At 69.0% G+C, this 23,810-nt stretch carries 19 protein-coding genes; 13 read left to right on the forward strand and 6 right to left on the reverse strand.

Going from position 1 to position 23,810, the window contains the following annotated elements; translation table 11 throughout:
* Positions 1–44: 44 nt before the first annotated feature.
* A complete protein-coding gene (locus K0M70_RS04235; RefSeq protein ID WP_290779700.1) occupies positions 45–857 on the reverse strand; it encodes a hypothetical protein in 813 nt (270 codons plus the stop codon).
* Positions 858–1,003: 146 nt separating this feature from the next.
* Between K0M70_RS04235 and K0M70_RS04240 the strand changes: the two genes are divergently transcribed.
* The 9 genes from K0M70_RS04240 (at position 1,004) to rpmG (ending at position 7,533) form a co-directional block, all read left to right on the forward strand.
* Positions 1,004–2,632: a PAS domain-containing protein gene (locus K0M70_RS04240; RefSeq protein WP_290779703.1), complete on the forward strand. Its 1,629-nt coding sequence runs from the start codon at positions 1,004–1,006 to the stop codon at positions 2,630–2,632.
* Between the two features lie 151 nt (positions 2,633–2,783).
* Positions 2,784–3,221: a hypothetical protein gene (locus tag K0M70_RS04245; protein WP_290779705.1), complete on the forward strand. Its 438-nt coding sequence runs from the start codon at positions 2,784–2,786 to the stop codon at positions 3,219–3,221.
* Positions 3,222–3,336: 115 nt separating this feature from the next.
* Complete coding sequence (gene rsmG, locus K0M70_RS04250) at positions 3,337–3,984, forward strand: 16S rRNA (guanine(527)-N(7))-methyltransferase RsmG (RefSeq protein ID WP_290779707.1); 648 nt, start codon at positions 3,337–3,339, stop codon at positions 3,982–3,984.
* 82 nt (positions 3,985–4,066) lie between these two features.
* On the forward strand, positions 4,067–4,846 hold the full coding sequence (locus K0M70_RS04255) for a ParA family protein (RefSeq protein ID WP_290779709.1): 780 nt from the start codon (positions 4,067–4,069) through the stop codon (positions 4,844–4,846).
* A complete protein-coding gene (locus tag K0M70_RS04260) occupies positions 4,843–5,751 on the forward strand; it encodes a ParB/RepB/Spo0J family partition protein (protein WP_290779711.1) in 909 nt (302 codons plus the stop codon). The genes K0M70_RS04255 and K0M70_RS04260 overlap by 4 nt, the downstream gene beginning before the upstream one ends.
* A gap of 92 nt (positions 5,752–5,843) precedes the next feature.
* Entirely contained in the window at positions 5,844–6,563 is a 720-nt protein-coding gene (locus tag K0M70_RS04265) for a glycosyltransferase family 2 protein (RefSeq protein ID WP_290779713.1), read from the forward strand.
* 4 nt (positions 6,564–6,567) lie between these two features.
* Positions 6,568–6,894, forward strand: coding sequence for a lipid-A-disaccharide synthase N-terminal domain-containing protein (locus K0M70_RS04270; protein WP_290779714.1), 327 nt, complete (start codon positions 6,568–6,570; stop codon positions 6,892–6,894).
* Positions 6,895–7,118: 224 nt separating this feature from the next.
* A complete protein-coding gene (rpmB, locus tag K0M70_RS04275; RefSeq protein WP_290779717.1) occupies positions 7,119–7,355 on the forward strand; it encodes a 50S ribosomal protein L28 in 237 nt (78 codons plus the stop codon).
* Between the two features lie 13 nt (positions 7,356–7,368).
* Positions 7,369–7,533, forward strand: coding sequence for a 50S ribosomal protein L33 (rpmG, locus tag K0M70_RS04280; protein ID WP_290779721.1), 165 nt, complete (start codon positions 7,369–7,371; stop codon positions 7,531–7,533).
* A gap of 63 nt (positions 7,534–7,596) precedes the next feature.
* On the opposite strand, the gene K0M70_RS04285 is transcribed toward rpmG, so the two are convergent.
* The 4 genes from K0M70_RS04285 to K0M70_RS04300 form a co-directional block, all read right to left on the reverse strand.
* Positions 7,597–8,883, reverse strand: a complete 1,287-nt coding sequence (locus K0M70_RS04285) for a phospholipase D-like domain-containing protein (protein ID WP_290779724.1) — start codon at positions 8,881–8,883, stop codon at positions 7,597–7,599.
* Between the two features lie 142 nt (positions 8,884–9,025).
* Positions 9,026–9,892: a CHAD domain-containing protein gene (locus K0M70_RS04290; protein WP_290779727.1), complete on the reverse strand. Its 867-nt coding sequence runs from the start codon at positions 9,890–9,892 to the stop codon at positions 9,026–9,028.
* A gap of 90 nt (positions 9,893–9,982) precedes the next feature.
* Positions 9,983–10,837, reverse strand: coding sequence for a sterol desaturase family protein (locus K0M70_RS04295; RefSeq protein ID WP_290779730.1), 855 nt, complete (start codon positions 10,835–10,837; stop codon positions 9,983–9,985).
* Positions 10,838–10,870: 33 nt separating this feature from the next.
* The gene (locus K0M70_RS04300; RefSeq protein WP_290779733.1) at positions 10,871–11,335 is read right to left on the reverse strand and encodes an SRPBCC family protein; all 465 of its coding nucleotides are present in this window, start codon (positions 11,333–11,335) and stop codon (positions 10,871–10,873) included.
* A 149-nt stretch (positions 11,336–11,484) separates the two neighbouring features.
* On the opposite strand from K0M70_RS04300, the gene K0M70_RS04305 reads away from it, so the two are divergent.
* The 4 genes from K0M70_RS04305 (at position 11,485) to K0M70_RS04320 (ending at position 22,748) form a co-directional block, all read left to right on the forward strand.
* Positions 11,485–20,160 carry a glycoside hydrolase family 94 protein gene (locus K0M70_RS04305; RefSeq protein WP_290779736.1) on the forward strand — a complete coding sequence of 2,892 codons (8,676 nt, stop codon included), beginning with the start codon at positions 11,485–11,487 and terminating at the stop codon, positions 20,158–20,160.
* Between the two features lie 74 nt (positions 20,161–20,234).
* Entirely contained in the window at positions 20,235–21,023 is a 789-nt protein-coding gene (locus K0M70_RS04310; protein ID WP_290779760.1) for a lytic transglycosylase domain-containing protein, read from the forward strand.
* A 33-nt stretch (positions 21,024–21,056) separates the two neighbouring features.
* On the forward strand, positions 21,057–21,515 hold the full coding sequence (locus tag K0M70_RS04315; RefSeq protein WP_290779739.1) for a hemerythrin domain-containing protein: 459 nt from the start codon (positions 21,057–21,059) through the stop codon (positions 21,513–21,515).
* A gap of 72 nt (positions 21,516–21,587) precedes the next feature.
* Positions 21,588–22,748, forward strand: coding sequence for an AI-2E family transporter (locus K0M70_RS04320; RefSeq protein ID WP_290779741.1), 1,161 nt, complete (start codon positions 21,588–21,590; stop codon positions 22,746–22,748).
* Between the two features lie 63 nt (positions 22,749–22,811).
* Here the strand turns inward: K0M70_RS04320 and K0M70_RS04325 are convergent, their stop codons facing one another.
* Positions 22,812–23,789, reverse strand: coding sequence for a hypothetical protein (locus K0M70_RS04325; protein ID WP_290779744.1), 978 nt, complete (start codon positions 23,787–23,789; stop codon positions 22,812–22,814).
* Positions 23,790–23,810: the final 21 nt, after the last annotated feature.

Raw genomic sequence — 23,810 nt, forward strand, 5'->3', positions numbered from 1 at the left:
CCCCCCGCCGGCCCGGGCGGTGGCGACCCCGGCGGGGCGGCGGATCAATCGTTCGGGAACGGCGGGGTGTGGATCGTTTCCCTGGCGTTCCAGTACCAATAGAAGAAGCCGCCCTTCGCCTGCAGCAGCGTATCGGTGACCAGGCTTTCCTGGTGGATGTTGCCCCAGCAAGCCCGCGCTGAATTGCGGTTGTTGTGCAGGTCGATGCATTCGGCCTGCGGCATCGGCGGTTTTGGCGGAATGTACAGCGCGCTGCCGCGCGGCACCCAAAGGTCCGCAAGCCGTATCTTGCTCAACCTGGGCCAGTAGCGACCCACCGATGTGACCAGGGGCAGGTGGGGATCGATCGATGCGAACACGTGCGGGAAGTCGTGATGCTCCAGATCCGTGCACACCACGCTCAGCAGCGTGTTCCCCGTGCCCTGGTAGGGCGACCAGTGTCCGGCGAACACGCCGTACTCGTATTCGATCTGCGACAGCTTCGGCACGGGGCTTTCGATCTTCACCGCATCCCCGGGCTCCACCAGCGTGATACCGAAGGCCGCGGCCACGTCGCGCGTGGCCCACATCGGGGCATAGGCCACGTGGTCCGCGGCGAAACCCAGCTGCGTCTCTATCCCATAGGGCGGGGTTTTCTTGACCCCTTTGACCTGCGAGACGACGTACTCGTTGCCAAGCGCGACCTGCGGATCGGTGGGCGCAGCCTGGATCAACTTCGCACCCCGCGGCGGCTTGGCCAGGTAACGGGGCCGGCCGCGGTCATTGTGGAAATACGGCGTTGCAGCCAGGTTGATCGGCTCTTCGCTGGCTTCCTTGATGAACACCGGTGTCTGGAACTTCATCTCAGCCACGGCCATCCCCTTGCGTTCGGTGTGTCGTCATGGGTTCGAGTGGCGCAGGAAAAACGGCGTCCCCACGCCTTCGTCGCCAAGCGCATCCCGGCCCGGGTGTCGTGCCCGAGGGCTGGACTGGATAACGACGGTTCGGTGAATATAACGGCCAAATGCCAGCCGACACCACACCGCCCGGACAACTGCTGACGCTGCTGCCCGATGCGGTGCTGCAGACAGACGCGCTGTGGGTGGTGACCTACTTGAACCCCGCCTGGCACCAGCTCACCGGCCATGCGCTCGAGGCGTCGATCGGCCGGTCTCTGCTCGACTTCGTGCACCCCGATGACAGGGGCACGCTGCGGTCGGGCATGCCGGTTTTCCGGCTGCGCTTCGCCGATTCGGGCTATCGCTGGATGCGCCTTCAGCTGCGGTCGGAGTCCGACGATGCCAACCGCGTGGTCAGCCGCCAGGGCGTGCTGATTGAAATCACCGAGGTCACCGAACAGGTTTTGGTCGAGGTCCGCCAGCGCTTCCTGCGCCTGCTTGAAACCATCGACGGCGTAGTCTGGGAAGCCGAGCGCGGCGTGGGAAATACCTTCCTGAGCCCGCAAGTGGAGCGCCTGTTCGGCTACACGGTGGAAGAGTGGCGGTCACACCCGAGCTTCTGGCGCACGCACGTGCATCCCGACGGCCTGCCGGCAGCGCAGGCCATCGACGACGCCGCGTACAGCGCGACGCACAGCTACGCCTACGAGATGAGCTACCGGCTGTTGGCCAAGTGCGGCAAGGTCGTCTGGGTACGCGACCTGTGCCGCGTGGTCGTCGAGCCGGGCCGGGCCAACCGCATGATCGGCCTGATGATCGACGTCAGCCAACAAAAGCAGACCGAACTCGAACTGGTGCAGTCCGACAACCGCTATTCGCTCGCCACCCGCGGATCCAACGACGGCATCTGGGATTGGAACCTGCAGACGGGCGTGCTGCATGCGTCCGAGCGCTTCCATGAGATCGTCGGGCTGGGCGGCGCCGGCAACCTGCATGACGACGGCTGGTATTTCCTCGAACAGCTCATTGATCCCGATGACCGCAGCCGCGTTCAGGACGCCTATCGCAGGCATCTGTCGGGCACGCGCCCGAACTTCTCGGTGGATTTCCGGGCACGCCACGGCTCGGGGCGGCTGGTGTGGGTCAACTGGCGCGGCGTCGCCCAGTTCGAAGAAGGCGTAGCCGTGCGGATGGCCGGGTCGTTGAGCGACCTGGCGGAACGCGGCAGCTCCTACGATTCCCTGACCAACCTGCCCGGCCGGCCGCTGTTCCGCGATCGGCTGGAGCACGCCATCGCGCTGCATCGCGACGACCCGGCGAATGGGCACGACGCGACGGCACCGGGCGGCACCACGATGTTCGCCGTGCTGATGCTGGACCTCAATCAGTTCAAGGTGGTCAACGACACCCTGGGCCACCATGTCGGGGACCAGCTGCTGCAGCAGGTGGCACGCCGGCTGGAGGCCAGCGTGCGTGCGGCCGACCTGGTGGCCCGCATGAGTGGCGATGAGTTCAACGTGCTGCTGGAATCGGTCAACGTCGCCGATGCCACGGCGCGGGCCAGGCAACTCGCGGCCGCCCTGGCGGCCCCGTATCGGATCGGCACACACACCGTGGCGAGCGGCGGCGCGAGCATCGGCGTGGTCATGAGCCAGGTCGGATTCGCGACCACCGACGACTACCTGCGCGCCGCGGACGCCGCGATGTACCTGGCCAAGAGCCAGGGCCTGGGCGTTTGCGTTTCCGCGGGCTGAGGCCCCGAGACCTCGCCGGGCGTGAGGTCACCGCTGCCAAGGCGGACCTTGAAGGAGAGCATCGCCTGGCCGGCGCGGGTTTGGCCGTGTTAAGCAATTGTTGTCGTTGCTAGACTATGCTTGATGAAAAGCGCATAACCCACTGGCACACATGGCAAACCTGAACCCCTTCCTGCCCCTCCCCTTGCCTTTGGCCGGCCTGGCCTGGCTTACGGGCATGCGTCGGGTGCCCGACAACAGTGTGGTCACCGTGCACCGCTTCGGCCGCTTCGTGCGGGCCCTGGGCGCGGGCTGGCGCTGGACGGTGCCGGGCCTGGATCGCCTGGGCCAGCCGGTTTGCCTGATCGGCCACTACCTGGACATTCCCGACGCCACCGGTGCCCACGCCGAGCTGTACTACCAGATCCTCGACCCGGCCCAGGCCGGCGAAGCCCTGGACCGGGTGGACGCCCTGGTGACCGACCAGGCCCTGGCGGCCCTGGCCAGCCTGGGCACCCGCCCGCTGGCCGACGCCCTCAAGGCCGACCTCAACCAGCGCGTGGCCCGCATGGGCCTGCGCATCACCCGCTGCGCCCTCCGCGCCGCCTGAAGAACGGGAAGTGCGGGGTCAGGTTCACTTGATCCCGCCGGGCGGTCGTCGACATCGCCGCAGCGCGTCGTGGGATTAAGTCACCCTGACCCCGTTCTTCAGGCGACAATGGGGGATGGATTCCTTATCGCATCTGGCGCCTGAACTTGAAGCGGGACTCGTGGCCCTGGGCCTGCCGGCGCAGCCGCTGGCCGGGCGCCTGCTTGAGTACCTGGCGCTGCTCGATCGCTGGAATGGCACCTACAACCTCACCGCCGTGCGCGACCCGCGCGAGATGGTCGCCAGGCACCTGCTCGATTCGCTGTCGATGTGGCCGCACGTGCAGGCCGGCAAGCTGGCCGACCTGGGCACCGGCCCCGGCTTGCCCGGCATCCCGCTTGCGCTCGCGGTCCCTGGCCTGCAGGTGACGCTGGTGGAAAGCATCAGCAAGAAGACCCGCTTCTTGCGTGAAGCCGTGCGCCAGCTGGGCATGGACAACGTCCGCGTGCTCGATTCGCGGGCCGAAGAGGTCGACGAGCCCGGCGCCTTCGACCAGATCACGGCCCGCGCGATGGACACGCTGGCCGGCATCCTCGAGGTCGGAGGGCACTTGCTTTCTCCCGGCGGGCGACTGCTGGCGATGAAAGGCCAGGTCCCGGAAGCCGAGTTGGCCGCGCTGCCGCCCGGCTGGCGCCTGGAATCGGTGCGAAAGCTGGCGGTTCCCGGTTTGGAAGGCGACCGACACCTGGTCACGATCACCCGCACCCCCTCGCAGGCGGCATAATCCCCCGCTCGGGCCGACGCCCCGCGGACGCCCGATCCGCGCCACCAACCCCCGGTCACGACGACCGGTGCCAGGAGTCTGAATGGGCCGCATCATCGCCATCGCCAACCAGAAGGGCGGAGTGGGCAAGACCACCACCGCCGTGAACCTGGCCGCCGCGCTGGCCGCCGTGCCCCGCAAGGTCCTGCTGGTGGACATGGACCCGCAGGGCAACGCCACCATGGCCTCGGGCGTGGACAAGCGCGAGCTGGAAAACTCCACCTGCGAAGTGCTGCTGGCCGAATGCCCCGCCAGCGCCGCCATCGTGCGGGCCGCCGAGAATTACGACCTGCTGCCCGGCAACATCGACCTCACCGCGGCCGAGATCCGGCTGATGGACGAAAGCGCGCGCGAGCAGCGGCTCAAGAACGCGCTGCTGCCCATCCGCGACAACTACGACTACATCATCATCGATTGCCCGCCTTCGCTGAGCCTGCTCACGCTCAACGCCCTGGCCGTGGCCGACGGCGTCATCGTGCCCATGCAGTGCGAGTACTTCGCGCTGGAAGGACTGAGTTCGCTGGTGGACACCATCAACGCGCTCAAGGGCAAGCTCAACCCGGCGCTGGAAATCGAAGGCATCGTGCGCACCATGTTCGACGTGCGCAACAACCTGGCCAACGCCGTGTCGGGCGAGCTGATCAAGCACTTCGGCGACAAGGTGTTCCGCTCGATCATCCCGCGCAACGTGCGCCTGGCCGAGGCGCCCAGCCATGGCCAGAGCATCGTCGGCTATGACCGGGCTTCGCGCGGCGGCATCGCCTACCTGGGCCTGGCCGGCGAGATCGTGCGGCGCGAGAAAAAGATCAAGGAGTCAGCATGAGCACCAAGAAGCGCGGCCTCGGACGCGGCCTGGAGGCCCTGCTGGGCACGGGCAACAAGGGCGCTGCCCCGGCGGCCGAGACCGACGACGCCGGCGAAGGCATGCGTTCCCTGCCCATCACCGCGCTGCAGCCGGGCAAGTACCAGCCGCGCACCGGCATGGATCCGGCCAAGCTCACCGAGCTGGCCGAGTCCATCAAGGCCCAGGGCCTGATCCAGCCGATCGTGGTGCGCCAGATCGGCGCCGGCAAGGACGGCCAGCCGCGCTACGAGATCATCGCCGGCGAGCGCCGCTGGCGCGCCGCCACCCAGGCCGGCCTGACCGATATCCCGGTGGTGCTGCGCGAGGTGGACGACCGCGCCGTGATCGCCATGGCGCTGATCGAGAACATACAGCGCGAAGACCTCAACCCGCTGGAAGAGGCCCAGGCGCTGAGCCGGCTGATCGACGAGTTTTCGCTCACCCACCAGCAGGCCGCCGAAGCCGTGGGCCGTTCGCGCGCCGCGGTGTCCAACCTGCTGCGCCTGCTGGAGCTGCCCGACGGCATTCGCAAGCTGCTGGAGGAAAAGGCGCTGGAAATGGGCCACGCCCGCGCCCTGCTGACGCTGGCGCCCGCCGCAGCGCTGCAGCTGGCGCGCGAAGCGGTGGCCGAGGGCTGGTCGGTGCGCGAAGTCGAGCGCCGGGCGCAGATGCTGGGCAAGGGCCAGATCCCGGGCAAGGCCGCGAAGGCCAACGGCAAGAAGGTGGACCCCGACATTGCTGCGCTGGAGCGCGAACTGTCCGAAACGCTCAGCGCCAAGGTGGCCGTGCAGCACGGCCGCGGCGGCCGCGGCAAGCTGGTGATCAGCTACCACGGCCTGGACACCCTGGACGGCATCCTCGAGCGACTGCGCGGCGGGGGCTGAGCACCACGCCCTAATTCAGCCTTAATCTTGGCCAGGCCAGACTGGCCCTGGTTGGGGCCCGCATCAGGATGCTCCGGAGCAACCCACCGATCATGCCAGCCCTTTCCGTCGTCATCCCGGCATTCAATGAAGAGGGCAACGTGGCTGCGCTGCTGGGCGAAGTGCTGGCCGCCCTGCGCGGCGTGGTGGACTTCGAAGTGATCTTCGTGGACGACCACAGCCGGGACGGTACCCTGGCCGCGCTGCTGGCCGCCAAGGCCGGCGCGCCCGAGCTGCGCGTGATCACCCACGAAACCCAGAGCGGCCAGAGCACCGCCATCCGCACCGGCGTCAGGGCGGCACGCGGCGCCTGGGTGGCCACCCTGGACGGCGACGGCCAGAACGACCCGGCCGACCTGCCCAAGCTGCTGGCCGCGCGCGACGCCGGCGCCCCGGCCGTGAAGCTCTACGCCGGCTGGCGCGTGAACCGCCAGGACACCGGCAGCAAGAAATGGGCCTCGAAATGGGCCAACGCCATCCGCTCGCGCCTGCTGCGCGACGCCACGCCCGACACCGGCTGCGGCACCAAGCTGTTCGAGCGTGCGGCCTTCCTCGACCTGCCCTGGTTCGACCACATGCACCGCTACCTGCCGGCCCTGATGCAGCGCGCCGGCTGGCAGACGGTGTCGGTGCCGGTGAACCACCGCCCGCGCGGCGCCGGCGCTTCCAAGTACACCAACCTGGGCCGCGCCATCGTCGGCGTCCGCGACCTGATCGGCGTGGCCTGGCTGATCAAGCGCAGCAAGCTCACCGCCACCCGCGAACTGGAGTAACCCCATGAATGACGAGATCCTCTGGCTGGCCTGGACCGGCCTGCACGTCACCCCGTGGAAGCTGATCGGCTACACGGGCGCCCTGATGTTCGGCGGCCGCTGGCTGGTGCAGTTCGTGGCCTCCCGCCGCGCCGGCAAGCCGGTGATCCCGCGGGTGTTCTGGTACATGAGCCTGGTGGGCAGCTTCATGACCCTGGCCTACTTCACCCTGTCGGCCAAGCAGGACTCGGTGGGCGTGCTGCAGAACCTGTTCCCCAGCTTCACCGCCGCCTACAGCCTGTACCTGGACATCAAGCACCGCGGCTGGCACCGCGACCGCGCCCGGCACTGACCCCGCCTGTGGATAAGTCCTTGCGGGGAAAGGGGAAGGTGGGCATAATTGCCGGCTCGCTCCGCACCCTGCCCCACGGCCCCGGCCCCGGAAGTGCGATTCCGGCCCTTGGCGGAGCGTAAAGCTGCATCCCGTATCGCATGCGCCTGCCGGCCCCAGGGCCAGCCGCGAGGGGCCGTCGCCACCCGGGCTATGGGTGGCCAGTCCTGACCCAGGAGTTGACCATGAGCCGAGTTTGCCAAGTTACCGGCAAGAAAGTGATGACGGGTAACAACGTCTCCCACGCCAACAACAAGACCCGCCGCCGTTTCCTTCCCAACCTGCACGAGCGCCGCTTCTGGGTAGCCTCGGAAAACCGTTGGATCAAACTGCGTGTTTCCGCGAACGCGATGCGCACGATCGACAAGAACGGCATTGATGTCGTGCTTGCCGAACTCCGCGCCCGCGGCGAAAAGATCTGAGGAGGACTGAACCATGGCATCCAAGCGCGACAAGATCCGCCTGACGTCTTCTGCCGGCACCGGTCATTTCTACACGACCGACAAGAACAAGAAGACCACCCCGGCCAAGATGGAGATCAAGAAGTACGATCCCGTCGTCCGCAAGCACGTGATGTACAAGGAAGGCAAGATCAAGTAAGCCTAACGGCCGCCTGATCGCTTCCCGGAAAACCCGCCCTGGTGGCGGGTTTTTTGTTGGCCGCTAGAGCTGGGACTTGAGCGGCAGCACCACGGTTTCAGCCAGCTTTTCGTGCCAGGGCCGGTCCAGCCATTCCTGGTAGGTGTAGGGCTCGGCCTGCAGCAGGTCGCGCTCGAAGGTGGCGGTCATGTGGGCGGCGAAGTCGCGGTCGTAGATGTTCAGGCTGGCTTCGTCGTTGAGCTGGAAGCTGCGCACGTCGAAGTTGGTGGAGCCCACGGACACCAGCAAGCCGTCGGCGATCAAGGACTTCACGTGCATCATCGTCGGCTGGTAGATGTGGATTTCAGCGCCGCCCTGCAGCAGGTCGCCCCAGATGGCGCGCGCCGACACTTTCACCAGGTCCGAGTCGATGTGCTCGCCCGGCACCAGCACGCGCACGCGCACGCCGCGCTTGAGCGCCATGCGCAGCGCGCGCACCGTCAGCTCGTCGGGCACGAAGTACGAGGCGTGCACGTCCAGCGTCTCGCGCGTGGCGGCGATGGCCATCAGATACATCAGGTGCATGCTTTCGCTGCCGCCTTCGGGCGAGCTCATGAACAGGTGGGCGTCCATGTCGCCCACGGGCGCCAGCGGCGGGAAGTACTCTTCGCCGTTGAGCACGTGGCCGGTGGTCTTGATCCAGTTGTCGATGAACGCGGCCTGGATCTGCGCCACCACCGGTCCCTCCACGCGGAAATGCATGTCGCGCCAGTGATCGGGGTCCTGGGCGTTGCCGGCCCATTGGTCGGCGATGCCGACGCCGCCGGTGAAGCCCACGCGCCCGTCCACCACCAGCAGCTTGCGGTGCGTGCGCTTGTTGATGCGCGAGAAGTTGTACCAGGCCAGCGGCCGGTAGTACTCCAGGCGAACGCCGGCGCCCTTCATGCGGGCCGCCGAGTCGGGGTCGAGCTTCATCCCGCCCACCCAGTCGATGATCACATTGACCTCGACGCCGGCGCGGGCGCGCTCGGCCAGAGCGTCGGAAAGCTCCTTGCCGATCTCGCCCGACCAGTAGATGTAGGTCTCGAAGTTGATGGTGCGCTGCGCGCCACGGATGGCCTCGAGCATGGCCGGGAAGATCTGCTCGCCGTTGTCCAGCGCTTCGACCCGGTTGCCGGCGGTGATGCCCGGGCCCAGCAGTACGCCCATTTCGCGGCGCAGCTGCGGGTCGTTGATCGCGTAGTCGTGCTCGATGCTGCGCTCTATCGTCTTCTCCGAACGCATGAAGTTGAAGGAGAACAGCACGGCCACCATCGTGCCCAGTACGGTGGCGGCGAGCAGCCAGTAGGCCTTCTTTCGGCTGATTTGCATGATGGCCCGCGCAGGTATCGGATAGCCTCCGAGTTTGCCATGCGTATTGCCGGGCCGTCTGTGTGGTGCACAACACCGGGCGCGGCGGCCAGCCACTGGTGTGTAGCCACAGTTCGATGTCCGCCTTGGCCGCAGGCCCTCGTCAGGACGTTTCGGGCGGCGACGGCGTGCGCACCCGGCCCAGCCGCGTCCGCGCTTCGGCGCGCAGCAGCTTGCGCAGCGGCGGCGGGAACGGTGAGTGCGAGCCACAGTGGCGCAGCAGCAGGGCGTCGTCCTGGGCTTCGCCGAGCACGGCGGCCTCCTCGGCGGTGACGTTGCCCACCGGGCGCAGGTCGGGCTCGATGGCCGCAAGCAGGTGGTCCTGCTGGCGCACGCGGCGCAGACGGCGGCGCATGGCATGCCAGCGCGCGTCGTCCCCGGGGTGGCGGCTGGCGCGACGACGGGCCTTGGCCAGGCGCTTTTCGCTGCGCGCCACGGCCTTGGCCACCGCGCCGCGCTTCACGTCGTCCCAGTCCAGGGCCGCCAGCCGCGCCGTCATGGCCTGCAGCCGGTCACGGCGGCGCTGGAGTTCCGGATCGCGGGCCAGCGATCGTGCCAGGCAGGCGTCGCGGCGCGCGCGCGCCAGCGCCACCATCTCCGGCAGCGCGGATGCCAGCGGGCTCGGCCCACTGGCGGGCAGCCGCTGCAGGCCTTCGATCAGGGCCTGGGCATCGCGCAGGGGCGACAGACCGCGGCAAAGGCGGCCGAGATCTTCATCCAGCCTGCGGCCTTCGCGGCCCAGTGCCTTGCGGCCCAGGGCCAGCGCGGCGCGGGTCCGGCGCAGGCACTTGCGGGCCTGGTGCACGCCTGTATGACGCTGGTCGCCCGGCGCGCCCAGCAGCGCCTGCGCCTGGGCCAGTTCGGACAGGGCGAAAGCCTTGAGCCGCAGCCCCAAAGGCAGCAAGGGCGATACCGGCTTGGCGGCCGCCGCAGGCGGGGCGGGCGAGACTTGGGCAGTGCGCTTGGTCATGCCGGGCATTCCCACGAAGGGCAGGAAACCAGCGTAGTCCTGCGGCCGTCGGCGTCCCTTGACCGTGGTCAAGGCAGGCCCCGCCGCCCCTCAGCCCGCGTCGCCCGGCCCGGGCTGCTGCGCATGCCCCCGCTCGGGCGGGCCGAACAGCTGGCCCAGGCGCGAGCGCAGGCTTTGCGGCCGCGCCGCATCGCGCAGCATGTCGCGCCACTCGTGGAAGGTAAGGATTACCGGGTTGTGGCTGCGCACGGGTTTGACGATGCCGTATTCGCAGGGCACGGCCGGGTCTTCTTCGGTGAAGCTGCCGAACAGCTTGTCCCAGACGATCAGCACGCCGGCGTAGTTGCGGTCGATGTACTTGGCGTTGCGCGCGTGGTGCACGCGATGGTGCGAGGGCGTGTTGAACACTTTCTCAAGCCAGCCCAGCCTGCCCACCGCCTGGGTGTGCACGAAGAACTGGAAGCCCAGGTTGATCGCCACCACCACCACGATGTGCGGCGGCGAGAACCCCAGCCACGCCAGCGGCAGCCAGAACACCCACATGCCCGACACCGGGTAGGTGAGGCTTTGCCGGAACGCGGTGGAGAAGTTCAGGCGCTCGGATGAGTGGTGCACCACGTGCGAGGCCCACATCCAGCGCACGCGGTGGTGCGCGCGGTGGAAGAAGTAGTAGAAGAAATCCTGCGCCACGAACAGCAGCGCGATGGTCCACCAGGCGGTGGGCAGGTCGAACAGGCGGTACTGGTAAACCCACCAGTAGATGCCGATCACCGCCAGCCAGGCCACGGCGTCGGCCGCCTGGTGCATCAGCGCGAGGCTGGCGTTGGAAAGCGTGTCGCGCAGGCTGTAGTGATCGCCGCCACGGCGACGCCAGTGCCAGGCCTCCCAGGCCACGAAACCCAGGAACACCGGCGCCATCGCCAGCAGCACCCACTCGCCTTTCATCGCCTCGACTCCCCCGCCCTGACTGTGCGCGGATTATGGCGCGAGGGCGCGCTCCATGTTCTTCAGGCACCGGTGCATCGCGGGGATCATGAACAGCTTCACCAACAGTGCAGCGAACGGCCAGCGCCAGCGGTGGGTGACGGTGAACTCGTAGTCCCAGCTGACGCGCGCACCAAACTCATGGCCAGTGATGATCCAGTTGGCCTCGCCGCGGGACACCAGCCACGACGACGGCGGGCTGAAGCCGCTGAGGGTGTAAGCGTGGCTGACTGGCGGGTCGTGCGCAATGATGGTTTCCTCGAGCACCGTGCCGTCGGCGTTGTACACGCTGCGGGTGCTGCCCACGGCAAGCGGCGAATGCAGGCGCACGCCGCTGATGGCCGGGATGGGACCAAACCCGGTGAAAAGCGCCGGAAAACGATCGGCATCGGCCACCATCGCGAACGCCACCTCAGGGCGGCAGGGCAGGCTGCGTTCGGCGTGGCAGGAAATCAACATGCCGCTATTTTCGCCGTACTGCGGGCCGGGTGTCCACGCCGCCGCGCCATTCGCCGGCGTACTCTCCTCGCAGATAGGGGCCATTGCCTGAACGAACGCCATCGCGCGCGGCAAGCCCGTGTCGCCCAGGTGGTACCTTCGTGCCAGAGATGCCTTCAGCCACAGCCCTGATCCGACTGCGAATCCGTCTGCGTCGCCTGCTGGCGGGGCCGGTACGCCAACGAAGCCGCAATCTGGCGGACCCGCCCGTGCGTGTGCGCCTGCTGAGCGCGGAGCAGTTGGGCGAACGCGGCGCCGACCTGGCGCGCTCGCACACCGTTGACCCCAAGGCGCGCACCGACCGTTTGCTGCGCCGCCTGGTGGACAACCAGCTGGTGATCGGCAACGCGGTGGCCATGCTCGAAGAGGCCGTCCAGTCCCAGCGCAGGCTGACGCCCGCCGGTGAATGGCTTATCGACAACATCCACCTGGTGGAAGAACAGGTCCGCATTGCCCGGCGGCATTTCCCCAAAGGCTACAGCCGCGAGCTGCCGCAGCTGGCCTCGGGGCCGTCGGCGGGCTTCCCGCGCGTTTACGACATCGCGCTCACCGCGATCTCGCACGGCGACGGCCGCATCGACACCGAAGGCCTCAGCGGCCTGGTGGCGGCGTACCAGAAGGTCACCCCGCTGGGCCTGGGTGAACTCTGGGCGCTGCCGATCATGCTGCGCCTGGCCCTGATCGAGAACCTGCGCCGCATCAGCGTGCGGATCATCGCCGACCGTGCAGACCGCAACCTTGCCGATGAGTGGGCCGACCGCCTGATTGACGTGGCGCAGACCGATCCAAAGCACCTGGTGCTGGTGCTGGCCGACATGGTGCGCTCCGGGCCGCCGATGGCCAGCTCCTTCGTTGCCGAACTGGTCCGCCGCCTGCACGGCCAGGGCGCGGCGCTGGTGATGCCCCTGGCCTGGATCGAACAATGGCTGGCCGACGCCGGGCACGGCACCGAGCACCTGGTGCAGGTGGAGAACCAGCACCAGGCGGCCGACCAGGTGTCGGTGAGCAACGCCATCGGCAGCGTCCGCTACCTGGGCATGATGGACTGGCGCGAATTCGTTGAGGCCATGAGCCTGGTCGAACACCGGCTGCGCGAAGACCCCGCCGGCACCTACGGTCAGATGGATTTCGCCACCCGCGACCAGTACCGCCACGTGGTGGAGCGCCTGGCCAGGCGTGGCAAGCGCCCCGAGGTCGATGTGGCGGCGGCAGCGGTGGCCTTGGCGCAGGCCCGCGCCGACGAGGCCGGCACCGAGGACGTCCGCGCGCACGTGGGCTATTACCTGATCGAAGCCGGGCTGGCGCAGCTGCAGCACCAAGTGGCCCCGCGCCGGCACCGGTTCGGCGCGCGCGACGCGTCGATCGGTGCGGCGCCGATGTCGCTGTACCTGCTGCCGATCGCCGCGATGGTGTCGCTGTCGACCTGGGGCCTGCTGGGCAGCGCCGATGGCGCGCTGGCCGGGCGCTGGCTGTCGTTGCTGGCCATCGCGCTGGCGGTAGTGGCCTTCAGTGAGCTGGGGATCAGCCTGGTGAACTGGATCGCCACCCAGCGGGTGCTGCCGCGAACGCTGCCGCGGCTGGATTTTTCGAAGGGCATCCCCCCGCACGCGCGCACCCTGGTGGTGGTGCCGACGATGTTCGGGAACACGGCCACGCTGGCCGCGCTGGTCGAGGCGCTGGAAGTGCGATTCCTGGCCAACCGCGATGAGAACCTGCATTTCGCCCTGCTGACGGATTTCTTCGACGCCGACGCCGCGGTGATGCCGGGCGACGATGCCCTGCTGGACGCGGCGCAGCGCGAGATAGATGCCTTGAACCTGCGCTACGCACCCGAGCACCGCAACCGCTTCTTCCTGTTCCACCGGCCGCGGCTGTGGAACGAGCGCGAGCGCCGCTTCATCGCCTACGAGCGCAAGCGCGGCAAGCTGGCCGCGCTCAACCGCTTGCTGCGCCGAGGCAAGGGCGACGACTTCCTGCGCGTCGTGGGCGACACCAACCGTCTCGGCCACGTGCGCTACGTCATCACGCTCGACACCGACACCCAGCTGCCGCGCGATGCCGGCCGCAAGTTCGCGGGCACGCTGGCGCACCCCCTCAACCGCGCCCGCTTCGACGAAAAGCGCAACCGCGTCACGCGCGGCTACGGCATCCTGCAGCCGCGCGTGGGCAGCACCATGAGTGGCCAGCGCCGGTCGTGGTACGCGCGCATCCACGGCACCGAGCCCGGGCTGGACCCGTATACCCGTGCGGTGTCGGACGTTTACCAGGACCTGTTTGCGGAAGGCTCCTTCGTCGGCAAGGGCATCTACGACGTGGACGCGTTCGAACACTCGCTGCACCAGCGCTTCCCCGACAACAGCGTGCTCAGCCACGACCTGCTGGAGGGCTGCTATATCCGCGCCGGGCTGGTGAGCGACGTGCAGCTTTACGAGGACTACCCGGCGCGCTATTCGGTGGACGTGAAGCGCCGCCACCGCTGGATCCGCGGCGATTGGCAGCTGCTGCCGTGGCTGCTGCCCAGCGTGCCGCGGGGCGACGGGCGGCGCGAACGCAACCCGCTTTCGGCGCTGTCGCGCGGCAAGATCCTGGACAACCTGCGCCGAAGCCTGGTGCCCACCGCCATGGTCGGACTGCTGTTGCTGGGCTGGCTGGCGCTGCCCGCGCCGCTGGCCTGGACGCTGTGGGTGCTGTCGATCCTGTTCCTGCCGCCGCTGCTGGCTGGCCTGCGCGGCTTGTTGCTCAAGCCCCAGGAAATGACGCTGGCCACCCACCTGCGCCAAGCGGCTGCGGCCCTGGTGGAAGGCCTCAGGCGGGCACCGGTGATGCTGGCCTGCCTGCCGTATGAGTCGTGGTTCAGCCTCGACGCCATCGCCCGCACGCTGTGGCGGCTGGCCGTCAGCCGCCGCCACCTGCTGCAGTGGGCGCCCTCGAGCGAAGTCGAACGCACCGCCGCCACCGGCTGGTGGGCTTCGGTGCGCAGCATGGCGATTGCGCCGGTGTCCGCTGTGGCGGTCGGGCTTGTGGTGCAGCGCTTCAACCCCGCGGCGCTCTGGGTCGCGCTTCCGGTGCTGGCGCTGTGGTTTGCCTCGCCGCTGCTGATGGAGTGGCTGGGGCGCCCGCGCGCGCGCAAGGCGGCGGCGCTGTCATCCGGGCAATCCGATTTCCTGGGCCGTTTGGCGCGACGCACGTGGCTGTTCTTCGAAACCCACGTCGGGCCAGACGACCACTGGCTGCCGCCGGACAACATGCAGGAGCACCCGGCACCGGTGGTGGCGCACCGCACCTCGCCCACCAACATCGGCCTGGCGCTGTTGGCCAACCTGACGGCGCTGGACTTCGGCTACCTCAGCGCGGGCGGGATGGCGGCCCGCACAGCCGCCACGCTGGCAACGCTGCAGTCGCTGCCGCGCTATCGCGGCCACTTCTACAACTGGTACGACACCCAAACCCTTGAGCCGCTGCCTCCGCGCTACCTGTCGTCGGTGGACAGCGGCAACCTGGCCGGCCACCTGGCCACGCTGCGCCAGGGCCTGCTGGCGCTGCCGGCGCAGCCGGTGATTTCACCACGCCTGTTCCAGGGCCTGGCCGACACCTTCGGGCTGCTGTCCGAAGCCATGGGCAGCGCCCTGCCGTTGGACGGCTCCGAACCGCTGGCCACCCTGCAGGCCGCCATCGCGCTGCCGCCGCAAAGCATCGAAGCCACACACGCGCGATTGGAGCAGTTCGCCTCACAGGCCCGGCGGCTGGTGGACATGGCCCAGGGCCAGGGCGACGAAGCCCGCTTCTGGGCCGGCGTACTGCTCGAACAATGCCTGCTGGCCAGCCAGGACCTGCTCGTGTTCGCGCCTTGGCTGGAGCACGGCGATGCCGCGCCGGCGCTGCCCTGGTCGGACCGGATACCGTCGCTGACCGAGATCGCAAGCCTGGGCGACGGTGACGACGCTCAGGGGCAAGGCCACGTAGCGGCGGTGGTGCGGCTGGCGCGCACGCGCCTTCGCGAACTGGCGCGCCTGGCCGACGTGGCCGCTGACTGCGGCCGCATGGACTTCGGCTTCCTCTACGACCCCACCCGGGAGCTGCTGTCGATCGGCTACTGCGTCGACGACCGTCGGCTCGATAGCGGCTACTACGACCTGCTTGCGTCCGAGGCGCGCCTGGGCAGCTTCGTCGCGATCGCCCAGGGCCAGCTGCCGCAGGAAAGCTGGTTCGCGCTGGGCCGCCTGCTGACCGCGTTCGACGGGCACCAGGCCCTGCTGTCGTGGTCGGGCTCGATGTTCGAATACCTCATGCCGCAGCTGGTGATGCCCAGCTATGAAGGCACGCTGCTGGATGAAACGGCGCGCGCTTCGGTTGAGCGGCAGATCGCCTACGGCCGCGACCGTGGCGTTCCCTGGGGCATCTCGGAGTCGGGCTACAACACCGTTGATGCGCGCATGAACTACCAGTACCGCGCCTTCGGCGTGCCCGGGCTGGGCCTGCAGCGCGGCTTGGGCCAGGACCTGGTGATTGCGCCTTACGCCAGCATGCTGGCGCTGATGGTCGCGCCCGAGGAAGCCTGCAGCAACCTTCAGCGGCTCGAAGCCGATGGTTACGGCGGCCGCTTCGGACTGTACGAGGCCATCGACTTCACCCCGGCCCGACTGCCGCGCGGCCAGAAGAGCGCGATCGTGCGCTCGTACATGGCCCATCACCAGGGCATGGGACTTCTTTCGCTTTCCTACCTGCTGCACGACCAGCCGATGCAGCGACGCTTCAGCGCCGACCCCGAGTTCCAGGCCACGCTGCTGCTGCTGCAGGAGCGCGTGCCGCGCACCGGCACGTTCCACCCGCACGTGGGCGAGGTGATCGGCGTTTCGGTGGGCACCGAGCCCGATGCCAACCAGCTGCGCATCTTCCGCACGCCCGACACCGTGCGCCCCGCGGTGCAGATGCTGTCCAACGGCCGCTACCACGTGCTGGTCACCGGCGCGGGCGGCGGCCACAGCCGCCTTCGTGAAATGGCGGTCACACGCTGGCGCGAAGACCCCACGCGCGACCACTGGGGCAACTTCTGCTACCTGCGCGACGTGTCCAGCGGCGAGTTCTGGTCCACGGCCTACCAGCCGGCCTGCGTGCCGGTGGAAGGCTACGAGGCGATTTTCTCGGATGCCAAGGCCGAGTTCCGGGGCCGCCACCTTGACTTCGAAACCCACACGGAAATCGCTGTGTCGGCCGAAGACGACATCGAACTGCGGCGACTGGTGATCACCAACCGCGGTCGCACACCGCGCGAGATCGAGATCACCAGCTATGCCGAGGTGGTGCTGGCGCCGGCGATCTCCGACGAACTGCACCCGGCCTTCAGCAACCTGTTCGTGCAGACCGAGCTGCTGCCGGCCAAGCAGGCCATCCTGTGTACCCGGCGGCCGCGCGCGCACGACGAAGTTCCGCCGTGGATGTTCCAGCTGATGGCCGTGCACAACGCCGACGTGGTCGAAATTTCATATGAGAGCGACCGCGCGCGCTTCATTGGCCGGGGCAACACCCTGGCCCGCCCGGACGCACTGACCCGCGACCGACGGCTGTCGGGGTCGCAGGGCTCGGTGCTCGACCCGATCGTGGCTACCCGCTGCCGCATCGTGCTGGCGCCCGAACAGACCGCCACCATCGACATGGTGATGGGCGTCGGCGCCGACCGCACCGAGTGCACGGCGCTGATAGACAAGTACCGCGACCGCCACCTGGCCGACCGCGTTTTCGACCTGGCCTGGACCCATAGCCAGGTGGTACGGCGCCAGATCGACGCTTCCCAGGCCGACGCCCAGCTGTATGAGCGGCTGGCCGGACTGGTGCTGTACGCGCATCCGGCCATGCGCGCCGCGCCCTCCCTGCTGCTCCAGAACCGACGCGGGCAGTCGGGGCTGTGGGGCCACGCCATTTCGGGGGACCTGCCGATCGTGCTGCTCAAGATCGCCGACGCCGCCAACATCGAATTGGTGCGGCAGCTGGTGCAGGCACACGCGTATTGGCGGCTCAAGGGCCTGGCCGTGGACCTGGTGATCTGGAACGAAGACCAGGCGGGCTACCGGCAGGCGCTGCAGGACCTGATCATGGGCCTGATCGGCGTGGGCGTGGAGGCGCAGGTGTTCGATCGCCCCGGCGGCATCTTCGTGCGCCCGGCGCAGCAGATATCGCACGAAGACCGGATCCTGCTGCAGTCGGTGGCGCGCGTGATCGTCAGCGACGCCGACGGCAGCCTGGCCGACCAGGTCGGCCGACGCCCGCAGGTGGCCGCGCCGATGCCGCTGCTGGCCACGGCGGCGACGCCGCCGCCGGCCGGCGCGGACGATGAGTCCGCCGTGCTGCCGCCGATGCCCGCGCTGCAGTTCGACAACGGCCTCGGCGGCTTCAGCGCCGACGGGCGCGAGTACGTGGTGCGCCTGCTGCCGGGGCGTGAAACCCCCGCGCCGTGGTCGAACGTGCTCGCCAACCCGCAGTTCGGCACCGTAGTGACCGAAAGTGGCAGCAGCTACACCTGGGCCGAGAACGCCCACGAATTCCGGCTCACGCCCTGGCATAACGACCCGGTCGGCGACACCGGCGGCGAAGCGTTCTACCTGCGCGACGAGGACAGCGGCCGGCACTGGTCGCCCAGCCCGCTGCCGCGCCGCGGCGAAGGCGAATACCGCACGCGACACGGCTTCGGCTACACCGTCTACGAGCACGTCGAGGACGGCATCGCCAGTGAACTGTGGGTGTACGTGGCGCGCCACGACGCGGTGAAGTTCAGCGTGCTCAAGCTGCGCAACCTGTCAGGCCGCCGGCGCGACCTGTCGGTGACCGGCTACGTGGAGTGGGTGCTGGGCGACCTGCGCGCCCGTTCGCACCTGCACGTGGTCACCGAGCGAGAAATCGAGACCGGCCTGATGACCGCGCGCAATGCCTACAGCGACGAGTTCGGCGGGCGCGTGGCCTTCTTCGACGCCGACGCCGACGCCACGGGCAGCGAAGCGCGCTGGGGCGAAGGCAGCGTGACCGGCGACCGCAACGAGTTCCTGGGCCGCAACGGCAGCCTGGCGGCGCCGGCCGCGCTGCGGCGCGAAGCGCTGTCGGGCCGCTGCGGCGCGGGGCTGGATCCGTGCACGGCGATCCAGCGGCCGGTCACGCTGGCCGTCGGCGCCGAGAGCCAGGTCGTGTTCCGGCTGGGCCTGGGCCATGACGCCGCCGATGCGCAGCAGCTCGCGCAGCGCCACCGGGGCGGTGATGCCGCGCGCCGCGAGCTCGAGGCCGTGCAGGCCTATTGGACCCAGACCCTCGGCGCCGTGCAGGTGCACACGCCCGAGCCCGCGCTGGACCTGCTGGCCAACGGCTGGCTGCTCTATCAGACCATCGCCTGCCGGTACCACGCGCGCAGCGGCTTCTACCAGTCGGGTGGCGCCTACGGCTTCCGCGACCAGCTGCAGGACACGATGGCCATGCTGCACGCCGAGCCCGCGCTGGCGCGCGAGCACCTGCTGCGTTGCGCCGCGCACCAGTTCAGCCAGGGCGACGTGCAGCACTGGTGGCACCCGCCGCTGGACCGCGGCGTGCGCACGCGCTGCTCGGACGACTACCTCTGGCTACCGCTGGCCGCCTGCCGCTACGTCGAGACCACCGGCGACGGCGCGGTGATGGACGAGCGCGTGCACTACCTCGAGGGGCGCACGGTGAACGCCGACGAAGAGTCCTACTATGACCTGCCGATGCGCTCGGGCGAGATCGAGACGGTTTACGGGCATTGCGTGCGCTCGCTGCAGCGCGGGCTGTCGCTGCTGGGCGAACGCGGCCTGCCGCTGATCGCCACCGGCGACTGGAACGACGGCATGAACCGCGTCGGCGAAGGCGGCAAGGGCGAAAGCGTCTGGCTGGGGTTCTTCCTGCACGACGCGCTGCTGCGCTTCAGCCCGCTGGCGCGTTCGCGCGGCGACGGCGTGTTCGCCGACCGCTGCCTGGATGCCGCCGAGGCGCTGCGCCAGAACCTCGAAACCCACGGCTGGGACGGCGCCTGGTACCGGCGCGCCTGGTTCGACGACGGCACGCCGCTGGGATCGACCAGCAGCCCTGAGTGCCGCATCGACTCGATCGCGCAGAGCTGGTCGGTGCTGTCGGGAGCCGGCGATCCGGCGCGCGCACGCCAGGCGATGGCCTCGCTGAGCGAACACTTGGTGCGGCGCGACACCGGCGTGGTGCAGCTGCTGGACCCGCCGTTCGACAAGACGCCCAAGGACCCGGGCTACATCCGCGGCTACGTGCCGGGCGTGCGCGAGAACGGCGGGCAGTACACGCATGCCGCGATCTGGGCGACGATGGCCTTCGCCGAACTGGGCGACCGGGAGCGGGCCTGGGAGCTGCTGCGCATGATCAACCCGATCAACCATGCCCTCGATGCCGCCCAGGCCGCGGTGTACAAGGTGGAGCCCTACGTGGTGGCCGCCGATGTGTACGCGGTGGCGCCGCACGTGGGCCGCGGTGGCTGGACCTGGTACACCGGCTCGGCGGGCTGGATGTACCGGCTGATGACCGAATCGCTGCTGGGCCTGCGCCGCGAGGGCGACACGCTGCGCCTCACGCCCTGCCTGCCGGCGGACTGGCCCGGGTTCGAGATGGACTATCGCTTCGGCACCAGCGTCTATCGGCTGCAGGTCGTGCAGGCGGTGGGCGCCACGCCCGGCATGGTGCTCGATGGCGTCGCGCTGCCGGGCCTGGTGCTGCCGCTGCGCGACGATGGCGTCGAACACCGCGTACACGTCACGCTGGCGGCGCCTTGAACGACGCTGGCGCACACGCCGCGGCCCAGCGACTTCGCCCGCGCGGACGCACGCGCTGGTGCCCGCGATGGAGCCTGCCGCTGCGCCCGGTGCTGCCCGCCCTGCTGCTGCTGGGCGCCGCCGCGTCCGCCGCCGAACCCGCCGCGACGCGCACGGTGTATCGCTGCCTGCGCGACGGCAGCGTCAGCCTGGCGTCGGCGCCCGAGCCCGGATCGCGCTGCACCGCGATCACCTACGACGCCAATGCCGCCAAGCTGCCCGACCTGTGGCGCCTGCCCGGTGCGCAGCGCGGCCAGCTCTACCAGCGCCAGCAGGATGGCCGCACCGTGTACAGCACCCGCAAGCTGCCCGGCTCCACGCCGGTGCTGGCTTTCAGCATCCCCGCGCCGCCGGGCGCGAAGGCGCACGTGGGCCTGGGCCAGCTGGGTCCACCGCGGCTGGACGTGTTCCGCGCCGAGTTCCAGGCCGCCTCACGGCTGACCGGCGTGGACGAATCGTGGCTGCGCGCCATTGCCCACGTAGAGAGCGGCTTCGACGCCACGGCCGTGTCGCCCAAGGGCGCGCAGGGCGTGATGCAGCTGATGCCCGATACCGCGGCCGCCTGGCAGGTGACGGATCCGTTCAACGCCAACCAGTCCATCCAGGCCGGCGCGCGCGAACTGCGCCAGCTCAGCCTGGCCTACGACGGCGAGCTGGCGCGCGTGGCCGCGGCCTACAACGCCGGCGCCGGCACGGTGGCGAAATACGGCGGCATGCCGCCCTATGCCGAAACCCAGCAATACGTCGCCAACGTGCTGGAGCTGGACGAAAGCTACCGCGCCGCGCTGGCGAGAAAACCGCGCGCACCGCAGCGTCGGCGCTAACGTGATTCGCATCCCCCCACCGGAGAACGCACCATGAGCGAAACCATCTACGACGCCCTGCGCGAAAGCCACGAGACCCAGCGCTCGCTGTGCCGCAAACTGCTGCGCTCCAAGGCCGGCGACCCACGCCGCGCCGAACTCTTCCGCGAACTGCGCATCGAGCTGGCCGCGCACGCCGCCTCCGAGGAACGCTTCCTCTACGCGCCCATCCTGATGTTCGACGCCGGCCTGGACGTGTCGCGCCACGCGCTGCACGAACACCACCAGATGGACGAACTGGTGGAAAAGCTGCAGGAGGGTGAGCCGGGCGACCGCGGCTGGATGGCCACCGCCAAGGCGCTCTCGCACAAGGTGCACCACCACCTGCGCGAGGAAGAAAAGAAGTTCTTCCAGGTGTCGGGCAAGATCCTGGGCACGCGCGAGAAGGTGTCGCTGGCCAGGAAGTACCGCAAGGACTTCGCGCGCATGCAGAAGACGCTGCGGGCCAGCTGAGCGGGCAGGCAAACACGCGCTGAACCGGACGCCGGGGCCGGCGCACTGGGCCACCTTGCCCGGGGCAAGACAATGACCGTGCTGCAGGCGCATCCTTGCAGGGTGGGCGCAGGAACACTGGGGAGAAGCGCGATGGGCAGTGTGGAGTCGGGATCCGGCGGCCAATCGGACTGGGGTTCGCGCCAGCACGTCCATACGCTGCTGTTGATGGCGGTTACGGTTGCCGGTCTGTATCTGTGTTTTGAGATCGTGGCCCCGTTCGTTCCCGCCATGGCCGGTGCATTGGGGTTGGCGGTGCTGTTTGCACCCCTGCACCGATGGCTGGAGCGTCGTCTTGGTGCCGGCAACCTGGCGACAGCCATCAGCGTTCTGGTGGTAGCGCTGATCGTGGTGGTGCCGGTGCTGGTGGTTGCCAACCGCCTGATCAATGAACTTGGCCGCGGCGCGGGTTCACTCCAGGCGATGGTGGAATCAGGCAGCTGGCGCGCTGCCTTCGACAAACACGCGCTGCTGGCGCCCGTGGGTCATTGGCTGGACAGACAGGTTGACCTGGTCGCCGTCGTCGCCCCCGTCGCCAGCTGGCTGACCAGCACCGGCACATCGCTGGTCAAGGGTTCGATGGTCCAGGCGATCAGCGTTGTTCTGGTTTTCTACATGCTCTTTTACATGCTCCGTGACCGTGCAGCCGCCATGCAGTCGCTGCGCTCACTCTCGCCGCTGTCGCCGCACGACATGAGCCGGCTGTTTTCCAATGTCACCGACACCGTGCATGCCACGGTCTATGGAACGCTGGTCGTGTCCGTGATTCAGGGCGCCCTGGGCGGCTTGATGTTCTGGTGGCTTGGGCTGCCCGAGCCGCTGGTCTGGGGCGTGGTGATGGGATTGCTGGCCGTGGTGCCGGTGCTGGGCGCATTCGTGATCTGGGTCCCGGCCGCCATCTTCCTGGCGCTGGATGGCCAGGTTGGCAGCGCGCTGCTGCTTGCCGCCTGGGGTGCCATCGTCGTCGGCGGGATCGACAACCTGCTGTATCCCATGCTGGTCGGCAATCGGCTGAGAATGCACACGCTGGTCGCCTTCGTCTCGATCGTGGGCGGGCTCATCATCTTCGGGCCGGCCGGCTTGATCCTCGGCCCGGTGGTGTTCACCGTGACCCGGCTGCTGCTCCAGGTGTGGAGGCGGCCAACACCCGAGGCTCCGACAAGTGCGCTTGGCCCGGCGCCGGAACCGGACTGACCAGAGCTGGCCAAGGACTTTGCGCGCCTGCAGAAAAGCCTGCGCGCAGGCTGAGCCGACGCCTCAGGCAAGCGGCATCGTCCGGTCAGCGCGGCAGGCCTGGTCGTGCAGTTCACGCACGGCCTCGACGCCGGCGTCCACGGTGCCATCGCCCAGGTCGGCGACGTGGCCGCAGGACGCGTAGTCCTGGGACACAAGCTCATACACGGCGATCCATGCCTCGCGGTCGGGCAGGCTCGCGGGGTTCACCGGCCACACGCCGGGCCTGGGCTTGATGTGGGTTTCGACGCCGATGCGCCAGGGCTTGGGGCTGATGCGCGCGCGGAAGCAGCGCTGGCGCTGGCACATGCGCACGTAGAGCTTGTCGGCCTTCACTGCGTGGAAGAAGGCCGCGACCTCGGGATCACCGGGATCGAAGCGGCGATGCATGGCGAGCGTCCGCAACCCGGCGGGCGTGCGGTACAGGCGCAGGCGCCAGCCCGGATGGGCAGCCACGAACGCCTCCACGCGGCGAAGCGCCGCCTGCTGCGGGCCACCGCTGGCCCGCAGGCGCAGCGCGAGCAGCGCCTTGGCGACGGCCCAGCCGAGCAACAGCGCCACGACCATTGCGACGGCCGCCGCGCCCCAGCCACCGTAGGCCTTCCCGCCCCAGGCTGCGCCCAGCACCAGCGCGCCGACCACGGGCACCAGCAGGGCCGGGCCGGGCTCGTTCTCAAAATCAATGTCGGCGAAGAACACGTCGGGCGTGTTGAGACAGCGCGCGCCGTAGGCATTGCGGGTGATCACCGTCTCCCCGTGGCGCTCGAGCACCTGTTCGCGGATCGGCACGCCGTCGGCGCCGTTGTAGGGCACCTTGGGCTCGCGCCGCACCAGGGTTTCGCCGGACAGGATGCGGGCAAGGGCCTCGTCGGCGCGGGCCTGGGCATTGCGCGCCGCGTCCTCGTCGCTCACGAGCGACCAGCCGAAGCGCCGCACGGTCACCTGCCTGCCCTTTTCACGATGCCTTGCGCTGGCTTCGGCCCAGAAAGACGGAATCAGCATGGTCTTGCCCGGTAGTAATCG

It is taken from the genome of Arenimonas sp. (assembly GCF_019459675.1).
Lineage (GTDB): Bacteria > Pseudomonadota > Gammaproteobacteria > Xanthomonadales > Xanthomonadaceae > Arenimonas.

Coding starts and splice junctions, on each gene's coding strand:
- K0M70_RS04235 (WP_290779700.1), bottom strand. CDS start 857: ATGGCCGTGGCTGAGATGAAGTTCCAGACACCGGTGTTCATCAAGGAA.
- K0M70_RS04240 (WP_290779703.1), top strand. CDS start 1,004: ATGCCAGCCGACACCACACCGCCCGGACAACTGCTGACGCTGCTGCCC.
- K0M70_RS04245 (WP_290779705.1), top strand. CDS start 2,784: ATGGCAAACCTGAACCCCTTCCTGCCCCTCCCCTTGCCTTTGGCCGGC.
- rsmG (WP_290779707.1), top strand. CDS start 3,337: ATGGATTCCTTATCGCATCTGGCGCCTGAACTTGAAGCGGGACTCGTG.
- K0M70_RS04255 (WP_290779709.1), top strand. CDS start 4,067: ATGGGCCGCATCATCGCCATCGCCAACCAGAAGGGCGGAGTGGGCAAG.
- K0M70_RS04260 (WP_290779711.1), top strand. CDS start 4,843: ATGAGCACCAAGAAGCGCGGCCTCGGACGCGGCCTGGAGGCCCTGCTG.
- K0M70_RS04265 (WP_290779713.1), top strand. CDS start 5,844: ATGCCAGCCCTTTCCGTCGTCATCCCGGCATTCAATGAAGAGGGCAAC.
- K0M70_RS04270 (WP_290779714.1), top strand. CDS start 6,568: ATGAATGACGAGATCCTCTGGCTGGCCTGGACCGGCCTGCACGTCACC.
- rpmB (WP_290779717.1), top strand. CDS start 7,119: ATGAGCCGAGTTTGCCAAGTTACCGGCAAGAAAGTGATGACGGGTAAC.
- rpmG (WP_290779721.1), top strand. CDS start 7,369: ATGGCATCCAAGCGCGACAAGATCCGCCTGACGTCTTCTGCCGGCACC.
- K0M70_RS04285 (WP_290779724.1), bottom strand. CDS start 8,883: ATGCAAATCAGCCGAAAGAAGGCCTACTGGCTGCTCGCCGCCACCGTA.
- K0M70_RS04290 (WP_290779727.1), bottom strand. CDS start 9,892: ATGACCAAGCGCACTGCCCAAGTCTCGCCCGCCCCGCCTGCGGCGGCC.
- K0M70_RS04295 (WP_290779730.1), bottom strand. CDS start 10,837: ATGAAAGGCGAGTGGGTGCTGCTGGCGATGGCGCCGGTGTTCCTGGGT.
- K0M70_RS04300 (WP_290779733.1), bottom strand. CDS start 11,335: ATGTTGATTTCCTGCCACGCCGAACGCAGCCTGCCCTGCCGCCCTGAG.
- K0M70_RS04305 (WP_290779736.1), top strand. CDS start 11,485: ATGCCTTCAGCCACAGCCCTGATCCGACTGCGAATCCGTCTGCGTCGC.
- K0M70_RS04315 (WP_290779739.1), top strand. CDS start 21,057: ATGAGCGAAACCATCTACGACGCCCTGCGCGAAAGCCACGAGACCCAG.
- K0M70_RS04320 (WP_290779741.1), top strand. CDS start 21,588: ATGACCGTGCTGCAGGCGCATCCTTGCAGGGTGGGCGCAGGAACACTG.
- K0M70_RS04325 (WP_290779744.1), bottom strand. CDS start 23,789: ATGCTGATTCCGTCTTTCTGGGCCGAAGCCAGCGCAAGGCATCGTGAA.